Source organism: Actinoplanes auranticolor, from assembly GCF_018332655.1.
In the GTDB taxonomy this organism is placed as follows: domain Bacteria; phylum Actinomycetota; class Actinomycetes; order Mycobacteriales; family Micromonosporaceae; genus Actinoplanes; species Actinoplanes auranticolor.
Genome location: NZ_BOQL01000063.1, coordinates 83,931 through 96,951, shown reverse-complemented (window position 1 = coordinate 96,951; position 13,021 = coordinate 83,931). Strand labels below are relative to the sequence as shown.

At 72.5% G+C, this 13,021-nt stretch carries 15 protein-coding genes; 10 read left to right on the top strand and 5 right to left on the bottom strand.

Going from position 1 to position 13,021, the window contains the following annotated elements; all coding sequences use genetic code 11:
* Positions 1–25: 25 nt before the first annotated feature.
* Both Aau02nite_RS35865 and whiA read left to right on the top strand, forming a co-directional pair.
* A complete protein-coding gene (locus tag Aau02nite_RS35865; protein ID WP_281421111.1) occupies positions 26–1,189 on the top strand; it encodes a gluconeogenesis factor YvcK family protein in 1,164 nt (387 codons plus the stop codon).
* Between the two features lie 42 nt (positions 1,190–1,231).
* Positions 1,232–2,212 (top strand): DNA-binding protein WhiA, encoded by a 981-nt coding sequence (gene whiA / locus Aau02nite_RS35860; protein WP_184996434.1) that lies wholly within the window; start codon positions 1,232–1,234, stop codon positions 2,210–2,212.
* A gap of 4 nt (positions 2,213–2,216) precedes the next feature.
* Here whiA and Aau02nite_RS35855 read toward each other — a convergent pair whose 3' ends face one another.
* Positions 2,217–3,122, bottom strand: a complete 906-nt coding sequence (locus tag Aau02nite_RS35855) for an aminoglycoside phosphotransferase family protein (protein WP_212993066.1) — start codon at positions 3,120–3,122, stop codon at positions 2,217–2,219.
* A gap of 418 nt (positions 3,123–3,540) precedes the next feature.
* Here Aau02nite_RS35855 and gap point away from each other — a divergent pair, with 418 nt between their 5' ends.
* The 5 genes from gap to Aau02nite_RS35830 all read left to right on the top strand — a co-directional run bounded on the left by gap (position 3,541) and on the right by Aau02nite_RS35830 (position 7,397).
* Positions 3,541–4,536: a type I glyceraldehyde-3-phosphate dehydrogenase gene (gap, locus tag Aau02nite_RS35850; protein ID WP_212993065.1), complete on the top strand. Its 996-nt coding sequence runs from the start codon at positions 3,541–3,543 to the stop codon at positions 4,534–4,536.
* Between the two features lie 5 nt (positions 4,537–4,541).
* Positions 4,542–5,738: a phosphoglycerate kinase gene (locus Aau02nite_RS35845; RefSeq protein ID WP_212993064.1), complete on the top strand. Its 1,197-nt coding sequence runs from the start codon at positions 4,542–4,544 to the stop codon at positions 5,736–5,738.
* On the top strand, positions 5,738–6,529 hold the full coding sequence (tpiA, locus tag Aau02nite_RS35840) for a triose-phosphate isomerase (protein ID WP_212993063.1): 792 nt from the start codon (positions 5,738–5,740) through the stop codon (positions 6,527–6,529). Before Aau02nite_RS35845 ends, tpiA begins: the two co-directional genes overlap by 1 nt.
* 87 nt (positions 6,530–6,616) lie before the next feature.
* Positions 6,617–6,871 carry a preprotein translocase subunit SecG gene (secG, locus tag Aau02nite_RS35835; protein WP_212993062.1) on the top strand — a complete coding sequence of 85 codons (255 nt, stop codon included), beginning with the start codon at positions 6,617–6,619 and terminating at the stop codon, positions 6,869–6,871.
* 178 nt (positions 6,872–7,049) lie between these two features.
* Positions 7,050–7,397: an RNA polymerase-binding protein RbpA gene (locus Aau02nite_RS35830; protein WP_203763021.1), complete on the top strand. Its 348-nt coding sequence runs from the start codon at positions 7,050–7,052 to the stop codon at positions 7,395–7,397.
* A 6-nt stretch (positions 7,398–7,403) separates the two neighbouring features.
* Here the strand turns inward: Aau02nite_RS35830 and Aau02nite_RS35825 are convergent, their stop codons facing one another.
* Positions 7,404–8,018 (bottom strand): GNAT family N-acetyltransferase, encoded by a 615-nt coding sequence (locus Aau02nite_RS35825; RefSeq protein ID WP_246595683.1) that lies wholly within the window; start codon positions 8,016–8,018, stop codon positions 7,404–7,406.
* A gap of 119 nt (positions 8,019–8,137) precedes the next feature.
* Here Aau02nite_RS35825 and Aau02nite_RS35820 point away from each other — a divergent pair, with 119 nt between their 5' ends.
* From Aau02nite_RS35820 to Aau02nite_RS35810, 3 genes are read left to right on the top strand one after another with little or no spacing between them, the layout of a single operon-like run.
* Positions 8,138–8,548, top strand: coding sequence for a hypothetical protein (locus tag Aau02nite_RS35820; protein ID WP_212993060.1), 411 nt, complete (start codon positions 8,138–8,140; stop codon positions 8,546–8,548).
* A 14-nt stretch (positions 8,549–8,562) separates the two neighbouring features.
* A complete protein-coding gene (locus Aau02nite_RS35815) occupies positions 8,563–9,147 on the top strand; it encodes an RNA polymerase sigma factor (RefSeq protein WP_212993059.1) in 585 nt (194 codons plus the stop codon).
* Positions 9,144–9,620: a hypothetical protein gene (locus Aau02nite_RS35810; protein ID WP_212993058.1), complete on the top strand. Its 477-nt coding sequence runs from the start codon at positions 9,144–9,146 to the stop codon at positions 9,618–9,620. The genes Aau02nite_RS35815 and Aau02nite_RS35810 overlap by 4 nt, the downstream gene beginning before the upstream one ends.
* 9 nt (positions 9,621–9,629) lie before the next feature.
* On the opposite strand, the gene pgl is transcribed toward Aau02nite_RS35810, so the two are convergent.
* The 3 genes from pgl to zwf all read right to left on the bottom strand — a co-directional run bounded on the left by pgl (position 9,630) and on the right by zwf (position 13,000).
* The gene (pgl, locus tag Aau02nite_RS35805) at positions 9,630–10,400 is read right to left on the bottom strand and encodes a 6-phosphogluconolactonase (protein WP_212993057.1); all 771 of its coding nucleotides are present in this window, start codon (positions 10,398–10,400) and stop codon (positions 9,630–9,632) included.
* Between the two features lie 69 nt (positions 10,401–10,469).
* Positions 10,470–11,486: a glucose-6-phosphate dehydrogenase assembly protein OpcA gene (locus tag Aau02nite_RS35800; protein WP_212993056.1), complete on the bottom strand. Its 1,017-nt coding sequence runs from the start codon at positions 11,484–11,486 to the stop codon at positions 10,470–10,472.
* Positions 11,483–13,000, bottom strand: a complete 1,518-nt coding sequence (zwf, locus tag Aau02nite_RS35795; protein WP_212993106.1) for a glucose-6-phosphate dehydrogenase — start codon at positions 12,998–13,000, stop codon at positions 11,483–11,485. Before zwf ends, Aau02nite_RS35800 begins: the two co-directional genes overlap by 4 nt.
* Positions 13,001–13,021 lie beyond the last annotated feature (21 nt).

Here is a 13,021-nt window from a genome sequence, read left to right as displayed (position 1 = left end):
CAGCAGCCCGGCGGAGCGACGCGGTGTGACCGCCGGTTCCAGCGACGAGCACACGCAGCGGATCAGGGTCGTCGCGTTCGGGGGCGGGCACGGGCTCGCGGCGTCCCTGCGGGGGCTGCTGAGCTGTGCGCCCGAGCTGGACCTCGACATCACCGCCGTGGTCACGGTGGGTGACAACGGCGGTTCGAGCGGCCGGCTGCGGGCCGAACGGGATGCGCAGCTGCCGCCGGGTGACCTGCGGATGGCGCTCGCGGCGCTGGCCGGTGACGATCCCGGCCACCAGCGCACGGTGGCGCTCATGCAGCACCGGTTCGCCCTGGTCGGCAAGCCCGACCGCCGCGGCTCCGTCACCGGCGGCTCGAAAGCGGAAACCGGCCCGGAAGCCGGGAGCGGTGAGAAGGCCGAATGCAGCGGGGAGGCCGGAAGCAGCGGCGAAGCGGGCGACAAGGCCGGCTGGGGCAGCGTCGACCGCCGGATCGCCTCGGTGGGTGGCAAGCACGATCCGCTCGCCGGGCACGCCGTCGGCAACCTGCTGCTGCTCGGCCTGTTAGAGCTGCTCGGCGACCCCGTCGCCGCCCTGGAGCACGCCGCCGCCATGGTCGGCGCCCGTGGGCGGGTCCTGCCCATGGCCTCGCACGCCGTGGGGATCGAGGCCGACGTGCGCGGCGGGGACCCCGACCGGCCCGGCGAGGTTGTCACCGTCCGCGGGCAGCATGCCGTCGCCGTCGCCACCGGGCACATCGAGGCCCTGCGGATCGTGCCGTCCTCCCCGCCGGCCTGTCCGCCCGCGCTGGCCGCCATCGCCGAGGCCGACTGGCTGATCTTCGGGCCCGGCAGCTGGTACACGAGTGTGCTGCCGCACCTGCTGGTGCCCGAGCTGGCCGAGGCGATCGTCGCCAGCCCCGCCCGGCGGCTGGTGACCCTCAACCTCGGCGCCGACAACGAGACCTCCGGGCTCTCCGTGGCCGACCACCTGGCCGCCCTGCACTGGTATCTGCCGCAGCTGCGCGTGGACACCGTGCTGGCCGACGCGAAATGGGTCGGCGAGCCCAATCCGGTGCACCGGGCCGCCCGGGCCCTGGGTGCACGCCTGGTACTGGCCCCACTGGCCGTTGCGGACGGCAGTCCCAAGCATGATCCTGAGTCGTTGGGCACAGCACTGGTGCCCGTCCTCGGCTCCGATCGTTAAGCAACTGGCGTACCGCGAAACAAGCATGAGGTGACTTCGAAGATGGCGATGACGGCAGCGGTCAAGGACGAGCTGAGCCGGGTCGACGTGCCCAAGCCGTGCTGCCGCCGTGCGGAGATGGCCGCCCTGCTGCGCTTCGCCGGTGGGCTGCACATCGTGTCCGGGCGGGTGGTCGTCGAGGCCGAGCTGGACACCGGCGCGGTGGCCCGGCGGCTGCGGCGGGAGATCGCCGAGGTGTACGGCTACCCGAGCGAGGTGCACGTGCTCGCCTCCGGTGGCCTGCGCAAGGGCAGCCACTACATCGTGCGGATCGTCAAGGACGGCGAGGCGCTGGCCCGGCAGACCGGTCTGCTGGACGTCCGTGGCCGTCCGGTGCGGGGCCTGCCTCCGCACGTCGTCTCGGCCAACGTCTGCTGCGCGGTCGCGGCCTGGCGGGGCGCGTTCATGGCGCACGGGTCGCTGACCGAGCCGGGCCGCTCCAGCGCGCTGGAGATCACCTGCCCCGGCCCGGAGGCGGCGCTGGCCCTGCGCGGCGCCGCGCGCCGTATCGGCATCACCGCCAAGGAGCGGGAGGTGCGCGGCGTCGACCGCGTGGTGATCAAGGACGGGGACGCGATCGCGGCGCTGCTCACCCGGATCGGGGCGCACTCCAGCGTGCTGGCCTGGGAGGAGCGCCGGGTACGCCGGGAGGTCCGCGCGACCGCGAACCGCCTGGCCAACTTCGACGACGCCAACCTGCGCCGCTCCGCTCGCGCGGCCGTGGCGGCGGCAGCGCGGGTGACCCGGGCGCTGGAGATCCTCGCGGACGAGGCGCCCAATCATCTGACCTCGGCCGGCCGGCTGCGGCTGGAGCACCGGCAGGCCTCGCTGGAGGAGCTGGGGGCGCTGGCCGATCCGCCGCTGACCAAGGATGCGATCGCCGGTCGTATAAGGCGTCTGCTCGCCCTCGCCGACAAGCGCGCCCGCGACCTGGGCATCCCGGACACCGAGGCGGCGGTCACCCCGGAGATGATGGCCTGCTGATCCGTCAGCCGGCGGCAGCGGTCAGGCGTTGCAGGGAGATCCGGGCCGGCGGGCCCCAGCTCGGTCTGCCGCCGGGACCGTCGTCGTCGCTGATGAGCAGGCAGGCGACCGCGCGGCCGAGGGCCCACCCGCGGGCCCGTCGCAGGGTCGCGGGGTCCGGGGCCGGCCGGTAGGCCGCGTGGAAGGCGTCGTTGACGCCGTCCGGCAGCAGGATCCAGGCCGCGGCCAGGTCACATGCCGGGTCGCCCGCGCCGAGGGCACCGAAGTCCACTACGCCGCTCAGCCGCCCTTCCGTGGTCAGGACGTTGGCCGGGTGCAGGTCGGCGTGGATCCAGACGTCCGGGCCCGGCCAGACGGGTGCGGTGGCCGCGTCGTGCCAGACGGCGGTGGCGGCGTCCACGTCGGGGATGAGTCCTCGTGACGCCGCGGCGGCGAGGCCTGCCATGAACCTGTCGGTGTGGTCGGCCAGCGGACCGTTGCGATCCGGGCTGACGGGTGCGCCGTCGGGGACGGGCCGGTGCAGCGCCGTCAGGAACGCGGCCAGCGACACGGCCGCGTCCGCCGCGCGTGTGACGGGAGCCTGGTCGGCGGGTGCGCCCGGGAGCCACGTGGTGATCAGCCACGGCCGGGGGAACCGGGCCGAGGGCTCGCCCCAGCGTTGCGGGACGGGGACCGGCAGTGGCAGGTCCGGGGCCAGCTCCGGCACCCAGGTGTGTTCCTTGTGCAGCAGGACGTCCGCGTCGCCGGGGGCCCAGGGCAGCCGGACCGCCAGGTCGTCGCCGAGGCGCCACAGCTGGTTCGACCAGCCGCGCGCGCCCAGCCGGACCGGCCGGTCAGCCAGGTCGGGGTGCTGGTCGCGGACCAGGTCACGGACGAGTTCAGCGGTGATCTCGATGTCAACCCCGGGCATGCCGACGCACTGTAGCTGCCAGCTGCACGCGCGGCCGGGCGACGGGCTCTCCGCCCGGCGGTGCATCGCCCGGCCGGGGTCGCGCCTGGCCGGGCGGTGGGGGCGGGACGGGTGTCTGCGGTTGTCGATGGGTGTGCGCGTACCGGAAAGGGTCAAGCACCTGAGGTCACGATCAGGTCGCGCCCCCGGTCCAGGGGCGAAAGGCTTCTCGGATAGGGTGGCCTCGACGGCGACGGTGCCGGCAAGCATGGCCGCCCGCGCCGGGCGCCGCCGGCAGCGCCAGCTCCGACCTGGCCGCGGCGGACTCGACCTTCGAGGCGCGGTGGCCAGATGAAGCAACTGCCGGCCCTCGATCAGGTCGGCACGCAGACCTCCGCCGGTCCTAGATCCCGGCGGACCGAAACGAGGAGATCCACCTGTGACCATCCGGGTTGGCATCAACGGCTTCGGCCGTATCGGCCGCAACTTCTTCCGGGCGGTTTCCGCCTCCGGCGCGGACATCGAGATTGTCGGTGTCAACGACCTGACCGACAACGCGACGCTCGCCCACCTGCTCAAGTACGACAGCATCCTGGGCCGCCTGCCGCACGAGGTGAAGGCCACCGCCGACGAGATCACCGTCGCCGGCAAGACCTTCAAGGCGTTCGCCGAGCGCGACCCGGCCAACCTGCACTGGGGTGACCTGGGTGCCGACGTCGTCATCGAGTCGACCGGCTTCTTCACCGACGCCACCAAGGCCAAGGCGCACGTCGACAACGGCGCCAAGAAGGTCATCATCTCGGCGCCGGCCAAGAACGAGGACATCACGATCGTGATGGGCGTCAACGACAACCTGTACGACGCCGCGAAGCACACGATCATCTCCAACGCCTCGTGCACCACCAACTGCCTGGCGCCGATGGCGAAGGTGCTGAACGACACCATCGGGATCGACAAGGGTCTGATGACCACGATCCACGCGTACACGCAGGACCAGAACCTGCAGGACGGCCCGCACAAGGACCTGCGCCGGGCCCGCGCCGCCGCGCTGAACATCGTGCCGACCTCGACCGGTGCCGCCAAGGCCGTCAGCCTGGTGCTGCCCGAGCTCAAGGGCAAGCTCGACGGCTTCGCGCTGCGGGTGCCGATCCCGACCGGCTCGGCCACCGACCTGACCTTCACCGCGACCCGGGAGACCTCGGTCGACGAGGTCAACGCCGCGATCAAGGCCGCCGCGGACGGCCCGCTCAAGGGCATCCTGGTCTACACCGAGGACCCGATCGTGTCCTCGGACATCGTCACCGACCCGGCCTCCTGCATCTTCGACGCCGGCCTGACCAAGGTCATCGGCAACCAGGTCAAGGTCGTCGGCTGGTACGACAACGAGTGGGGCTACTCCAACCGCCTCGTCGACCTGGTCAAGCTGGTCGGCTGAGCCAGTTGAAGACTCTCGACGACCTGCTCGGCGAGGGTGTCTCGGGTCGGCGCGTGCTCGTGCGCGCCGACCTGAACGTCCCGTTCGACAAGGCTGACCCAAGCCGGATCACTGACGACGGCCGCATCCGTGCGGTGCTGCCGACCCTGATCACTCTGCGTGACGCGGGTGCCCGCGTGATCGTGTGCTCGCACCTCGGCCGCCCCAAGGGCGCGCCGGACCCGAAGTACACGCTCGCCCCGGTCGCCACCCGCCTCGGTGAGCTGCTCGGCAACCCGGTCGTCTTCGCCGAGGACACCGTGGGCCCGTCCGCCAAGGCGGCCGCCGACGCGCTGCTCGACGGCCAGGTGCTGCTGCTGGAGAACCTGCGGTTCAACGCCGGCGAGACCAGCAAGGACGACGCCGAGCGGGGCGCGTTCGCCGACGAGCTGGCCGGGCTGGCGGAGTTCTACGTCGACGACGCGTTCGGCGCGGTGCACCGCAAGCACGCCTCGGTCTACGACGTCGCGGCCCGGCTGCCGCACTACGCCGGCGGCCTGGTCCTCACCGAGGTCGAGGTCCTGCGCAAGGTGACCGAGACCCCGGAGCAGCCGTACGTGGTCGTGCTCGGCGGCTCGAAGGTCTCCGACAAGCTCGCCGTCATCCAGGCGCTGCTGCCCAAGGTCGACAAGCTGCTCGTCGGTGGCGGCATGTGCTTCACCTTCCTCAAGGCCCAGGGCCACGAGGTCGGCAAGTCGCTGCTCGAGGCCGAGATGATCGACACCTGCGCCGACCTGCTCTCGCAAGCTGACGGCCGGATCGTGCTCCCGGTGGACGTCGTGGCCGCTGACGCCTTCGCCGCTGATGCCGCCCATGACGTGGTCGCCGCCGACGCGATCCCGGCCGACCGGCTGGGCCTGGACATCGGCCCGGCGTCGGTCGCGCTGTTCGCCGAGGCGATCGGCTCGGCGAAGACGGTGTTCTGGAACGGCCCGATGGGCGTCTTCGAGCTGGCGCCGTTCGCGGCCGGCACCCGGGGCGTCGCCGAGGCCATCACCAAGATCGACGGCTTCTCGGTGGTCGGCGGGGGTGACTCGGCCGCGGCCGTGCGCACCCTGGGCATCGACGAGTCCGGCTTCGGCCACATCTCGACCGGTGGCGGCGCGTCCCTGGAATACCTCGAGGGCAAGTCCCTGCCCGGCGTCTCGGCACTGGAGTCCTGATGGCAGACGTGACCCGCCGGCCGATCATGGCCGGCAACTGGAAGATGAACCTCAACCACTTCGAGGCCATCCTCCTGGTGCAGAAGCTCGCCGCGAGCCTCACCGAGCAGCAGCTGACCGACGTCGAGGCGGTCGTGCTGCCGCCGTACACCGATCTGCGCAGCGTGCAGACGGCGATCGACGGCGACAAGGTGCCGATCCGCTACGGCGCGCAGGACCTGTCCCCGCACAAGGGCGGCGCGTACACCGGGGACATTTCCGGGGCGATGCTGGCCAAGCTGGGCTGCACCTACGTGGTGATCGGGCACTCCGAGCGCCGCGAGTACCACCTCGAGGACGACGCGCTGGTCAACGCCAAGGTGAAGGCCGCCCTGGCGAACGACCTGACGCCGATCCTGTGCGTGGGTGAGGGCCTGGAGATCCGCGAGGCCGGCAATCACGTGCCGCACTGCTGCTCGCAGCTGGACGGCGCGCTCGACGGGCTCAAGGCCGAGCAGGTGAAGAACATCGTGATCGCGTACGAGCCGGTGTGGGCGATCGGCACCGGCAAGACGGCGACCCCCGACGACGCGCAGGAGGTGTGCGGCGCCATCCGGGCGCGGCTCGCCGAGAAGTACGGCGCGGAGACGGCGGACGCGGTGCGCATCCAGTACGGCGGCTCGGTGAAGGCGGCCAACATCGCCGCCATCATGGCGCAGCCCGACGTGGACGGCGCGCTGATCGGCGGCGCGAGCCTGGACGCCGAGGAGTTCGCGTCGATCGTCCGGTTCCGCGAGCACGTGCAGCGCTGAGTCGTAGGCCCGGCCGCCGCGATGCGGTGGCCGGGCACCCGCTATTGTGGTGGCGCTGCTGTGCCCTTCGAGAGGAATGACCCGACCATGCCGATCGCGTTCGCGTACACGTTGATCGTGTTGCTGCTCGTCTCCAGCATCCTGCTGACCCTGCTCGTCCTGCTGCACCGCGGCAAGGGCGGCGGCATGTCCAGCATGTTCGGTGGCGGTGTGACTTCCAGCCTGGCCGGCTCCTCGGTCGCGGAGAAGAACCTGGACCGCTACACGGTTCTCGTGGGCGTCATCTGGTTCGCCTGCATCGTCGGCCTGGGCCTGTGGCTCAAGGTCGCGCAGGCCGGCTGAAACACATCGTTAACGTCCGCTTCCCAAGCGTTCGTTGTCAGGTCTTCCTCCAGATGCTCCGCGAGTCGTAGACTCTGCCGCGCGGTCCGGTCCGTCCGGGCCGCGCGGTTGTTTTCCACCGCTTTTATACCGCCGCTTTCCCCGGCGATGAAACGCCCTCGAGACAGGAGTGACTTCCGTGTCCAGTGGCAGTGCGATCCGTGGCAGCCGTGTCGGCTCCAGCCCGATGCGCCCTGACGAGCGCAGCGAGCCCGCCCCGCGGCGGGAGGTGACTTACTGGTGCGCCGCCGGACACCCGGTGGAGGTCCGCTTCGCGGCCGATGTGGTGCCCCCGGAGACCTGGGACTGCACCCGGTGCGGTCAGCCCGGCGGTCTCGACCGGGAGAAGCCTCCCGGCCGGATGCGCAGCGAGCCCTACAAGTCGCACCTCGCCTACGTCAAGGAGCGGCGCTCCGACGAGGACGGGGCGGCCATCCTGGCCGAGGCGCTGGCCAAGGTCCGGCAGCGCCGCGGCCGCAGCGAGTAATCGCCGCTACTCGGCCGTGCCGCGGCCGAGGTAGGTGACGGCGGTGGCGCCGGGCACCGGGATCTCGGTGAAGCCCAGCCGGTCGTAGAAGGCCCGGGCGCTGACGTTGGTCACCGCCATGCCCAGATGCACCCGCGGCACGCCGGCGGCCCGCAGCCCGGCCAGGAACGCGCTGATCAGGCCGCGGCCCCAGCCGCTGCCCTGCCACTCGGGCAGCAGGTCGATGTGCAGGTGGGCGGGATAGTCCGCCAGCTCCGGCACGAGCATGCGCTCCGGGTGCTCGTGCAGCCACAGCATGCTGTCCTCCCGGGTCACCGGCGGCTCAGCCGGGCGCGGGTACCGGCCGGCGGTCGCGGGCAGCCACTCGTCGCGGTAGCGCTGCGCGAAGCGTGCCGTGTCCGCGGTGCCGAGCACGTAGCCGACGGCGTTGCCGGTGCCGTCGTCGAGCAGGTGCGCGTGTTCCGGCTCCAGCGTCACGTACGGCGCCGCGAAGATGTCGCCCATCAGCGTGTCGGACGAGTACTGACCCCGGGCGTCACCTCCGGCGTCGGCGGTACGCACGCAGATGTCGTAGACGGCGTCGAGGTCGGCGGGACGGTACGCGCGGATCGAGGGCTGCACAGCCGCGAGTCTAGGTAACGGCGACCTGTGACGCGCGTCACCGTGGCACAGCCAACCCATCCCGGCGCCGCGCGTCTACTCCTGCGAAGGATCACCCCCGACCGCACAGGAGTTCCGCGATGCGCCTGAACCGCCGTACCGCCTCGATCGCCACCGCCGCCACTGTTGTCGTCCTGGCCGGCGTGGTGACCGCCACCAGGGCTTTCGCGGACGAGGCGCCGGCGCCGGCGCCGGCGGTGACGAGCCCGGCCCCCGAGACGTCGCCCGCCGCGCCGCCCGCCGCGCCGGCTGAGTCGCCGGCCCCGACCTCCAGCACCGCGCCGGACGAGTCGGCCACCCCGGCAGAGCCCCCGGCCGCGAGCCCGGTCCCGGCGGAGGAGTCGCCGGAGCCGCCCGCCGAGGCCGCGCCGGCCCCCTCGCCGACGCGGGTCGGCGGCAAGCCCCCCGTCTCCACGGTGCCGTCGCCGACGCGGGCGGGCGACAAGCCGGACGCCACCCCGGTACCCTCACCCACCCGTACCCGGCGCTGACCCTCAGGACTGCCATGACCTTCGTCGTAGCGCTGCCGGCGCTGGTACCGCGCTGGCTGCGCTCGATGCTGTCCGGACGGTCGGCGGCGGTACGCGGCGGCGGTGCGGACGGGCCGCCGGCGATCAACGAGCTGTACCACGCCCGCCGGCTCAGCCTGGTGCGGCTGGCGGTGCTGATGGTCGACGACCTGCCCACCGCCGAGGACATCGTGCAGGACGTGTTCGCCGCCCTGTACCGGCGGCACGGGGCTGACCTGCGTACCGTGGCCGACCCGCACGCGTACCTCACGACCGGGGTGATGAACGCCGCGCGCTCGGCGCTGCGGCGCCGGCGCACCGCCCGCGCCTACATTCCGCCGCGGCCCGGGCTCGCGCCGGCCGCCGAGGACGAGGTGATGCTCGGCCAGGGCGACCGGGAGGTGCTGGCCGCGCTGGCGCAGCTCACCGTGCGGCAGCGGCAGGTGGTGGTGCTGCGGTACTGGTCGGAGCTGTCCGAGCAGGAGATCGCCGAGGTGCTGCGGGTGTCCCGCGGCACGGTGAAGTCGACCGCGAGCCGGGCGCTGGGCATCCTGCGCGGTCTGCTGGGGGAGAAGCGATGAGCACGCAGACAGAGGACCGGGTGCGCCGGGCGTTGTCCGCCCGGGCCGGTCAGATCACCCCGGCCAGTCTGCAGCCCGCGGTGCCGCCGACCGCGGCGCCGGTACGGCGGTCGTGGCGTCCCTGGTGGCGCTCGCTGCTGGTGGTCACAGCCGTCGTGGTGGCGGTGGTGTTCGCGGTACGCCAGCCGGCCGGTGATCCGCCGCTGCCGGTCCCGAACGCCCCGGCGGCCACGGTGCCCACGCCTTCCGTCACGCCTTCCGTCGCGCTCTCGCCCAGCCCGACGTCGGCCTCCGAACCGGTCCCGTCGACCGTCGGTACCGGCGAATCGCCTGAGCCGCCGGCGGCCACGACAGCCCCGAGGAGCTCTCCGGACGAGGACCCGGCCGCCCCTCCGGCCGGAGCCCCGGACGCCTCCCCGGCCAGGGACCCGGGCGTCGAGGCCACGCCGGGTAAGCCCGGCGAGACGCCCTGACCCGGCTGATCAGCGCAGGCTGCGGGCCTTCGGCGGGACGTTGGCCGCCGCGGCGCGGTCCAGCAGCCACAGCGTCCGGTCGGTGCCGACCGCGCCCGCCGCCGGCAGCTGCTGGGGTCCGGCGCCCTCGATCGCCATGCCGACCGGGGCTGCCTTGTCCTTGCCCGCGGCGATCAGCCAGACCTCCTCGGCCGTACGGATCGTGGGCATGGTCAGCGAGATCCGGGTCGGCGGCGGCTTCGGGCTGTTGTGCACCGCCGCGACCGTGCCGGTCTCGTAGCCGCCCGGGTGCTCGGGGAAGATCGACGCCACGTGCCCGTCCTCGCCGACGCCGAGCATCAGCACGTCGAAGTGCGGCAGCTCGGAGCTGCCCGGCTTGGCCGCCGCGGCCAGCTCGCGGGCGTAGCGGGCGGCGGCCGCCTTGGCGTCGTCGCCGTCCGGGCCGTCGGACGGGGGCATGGCGTGCACGCGGGCGGGATCCAGCGGCAGCGCGTCCAGCAGCGCCTCGCGGGCCTGGGTCTCGTTGCGGTCCTGGTCGCCCGCGGGCAGGAAGCGCTCGTCGCCCCACCACAGGTCGACCCGGGACCAGTCGACCGCGTCCGCGGCCGGCAGCTCCTTGACCGAGCGCAGCACCTTGGCCGCCACCCGGCCGCCGGTCAGCACGACACTGGCCCAGCCGCGCCCGGCCTGCGCGTCGATGATCTTGATGACCAGCCGCGCCGCCACCGTCGACGCCAGGATGTCGGCGTCGGGAACCACCACCACAACGGTCTCGCTCATGAAGCCCCTCGTCACCGGAGAAAGGGGCCACCCGCCGAGTCGGCGAGCGGCCCCCACGATCTTAGAGCGTCAGGCGGCGGAGCCACCCGGGCCCGCGAAGGCGCCGGCCCCGTCGCCCGCCCGCTCGGCCTGCATCGGGTCCTTCCAGACGTGGACGCGCATCGCCGGCTTGCTGTCCAGCCCCGCGATACCGGCCATGGCCCCCAGCGCCTCGCCGTAGATCTGGTCGGCGTCGAGCCGGCGCAGCTCCTCGGCCAGCTCGTCCCCGACGGGACGCTTCGGCAACGGCATGTACCGGTCTTCCTGGCCGGTGCGGCTGAACAGCGCCGTGCCCTCGTCCCGGGTGACCCGGACGCAGTCGCCGTTGGCGCACTGCAGCTCCACCGAGTGCATCCGCGGCGACCGGTCGGTGTGCTCCCAGACCGGGTCGATGCCCAGCCGCGACTTCAGCCAGCCCTGCATCAGCGCGGCGGTCGGGTCGTTGAGCGGCGCCACGATGGTGGCGCCGACGACCCGCTCGTCGGTGGTGTCGAACGCGCCGGCCACCAGGGTGCGCCACAGCGTGATCCGGGTCCAGGTGAGGTCGGTGTCGCCGGGGGCGTAGTCCCTCGCCCGCTGGCGCAGCGCGGCCACCGGGTCCGCGTCCAGCTTGCAGTCGGTGATGCGCCGGTCGGCGACCACGCCCAGGAAGTCGTTCGCGATGACGTCCGGCGGCTCGCTGTGCCACCAGGTCACCACGGGCACGTCCGGGGCGAGCAGGGGCATGACGACCGACTCGGCGTGCAGGGCCAGGCGGCCGTACATGCGCATCACGACGGCTTCGGCCGGGCCCAGCCGGCCGCCGACCACGATCTCCGCGTCCAGCCGGCTGCGGCCCTCGAGGTCCGAGCGGACCACGATGAGCAGGCGGCAGGGGTGCGCGGACGCCGCGATGGTCGCGGCCGCCTCGGCCTCGCGGACCTTCTTCTCCTCCACCACGGCGACCAGCGTCAGGGCGAGGCCACTGGCCACACCGCCCGCGCTGCGCCGTTCGGCCGCCAGCGCCTTGACGACCTCGTTACCCGTGGTGTCCCACAGCCCGATCATGCTCGCCTCCACGCGCGGCCCTCGCGGGCCAGCATCTCGTCCGAGGCCCGGGGCCCCCACTCACCGGAACGGTACGGCTCCGGCTTGGTCCCGGCCCAGGCCGCCTCCAGCGGGTCGATGACCTTCCAGCTCTGCTCGATCTCGGCCGCGTCCGGGAACAGCGTCCGGTCACCGACGAGCACGTCGAGCACGAGCCGCTCGTACGCCTCCGGGCTGGACTCGGTGAACGCCTCGCCGTACTGGAAGTCCATCGCGATGTCGCGGACCTCCATCGTGGTGCCCGGCACCTTGGAGCCGAACTTCAGCACCACGCCCTCGTCCGGCTGCACCCGGATGACCAGCTGGTTGTTGCCCAGCATCTCCACGTCGGCCGGGTCGAACGGCAGGTGCGGCGCCTTCTTGAACATGATGGCGATCTCGGTGACCCGCCGCGGCATCCGCTTGCCGACGCGGACGTAGAACGGCACCTCGGCCCAGCGTCTGTTCTGGATGCCGAGCCGCACGGCCACGTACGTCTCCGTGGTCGACTCCGGCGGGATGTTGGCTTCCTCGAGGTAACCGACCGCGCGCTCGCCGGCGACCCAGCCCGGCAGGTACTGCCCGCGGACCGAGCCCTTGGCGATGTCGACGGGCAGGCTGATGGCCTTGAGGACCTTCAGCTTCTCGGCCCGTACGTCGTTGGGGTCGAAGCTCGTCGGCTCCTCCATGCCCACCAGCGCGAGCAGCTGGAGCAGGTGGTTCTGCAGCACGTCGCGGGCCGCGCCGGAGGCGTCGTAGAACGCCGCGCGGGTGCCGATGCCGACGTCCTCGGCCATGGTGATCTGCACCGAGTCGACGTACTTGGAATTCCACACCGGCTCGAACAGGTTGTTGGCGAAGCGCAGGGCCAGGATGTTCTGGACCGTCTCCTTGCCGAGGTAGTGGTCGATGCGGAACACGTCGGCCGGGGTGAAGACCTCGTCGACCAGCTTGTTCAGCGCCATCGCGGTCTTCAGGTCGTTGCCGAACGGCTTCTCGACCACCACCCGGCGCCAGCCGCCGGACTTGGCGTTGTCGGCCATCCCGGTGCGGGCCAGCTGGTTGAGCACCAGCGGGAACGCGGCCGGCGGGATGGAGAAGTAGAAGGCGGCGTTGCCCGCGATGCCGTTGCGCTCACGCAGGTCGTCCAGCGTGGTCGCGAGCTGGTCGAAGGCGGCGTCGTCGTCGAACGAGCCCGGCACGAACTGAAACTGGCTGGCCAGCCTGGTCCAGACGTCCTCACGCCACGGGGTCCGGGCGCCCTTCTTGGCCGCCTCGTAGGCCAGCGACTCGAAGTCGCCGTCGCCCCAGTCGCGGCGGGCGAAGCCCAGGACCACGAAGCCGGGCGGCAGCAGACCCCGGTTGGCCAGGTCGTAGACCGCCGGGATGAGTTTCTTTCGGGACAGGTCGCCCGTGACTCCGAAGATCACCAGAGCGCAGGGCTCGGGGATCCTGGGAAGCCGTCGGTCCTGTGCGGTACGCAGCGGATTACCCACGTGTGCCATCCTGCCAGCTTT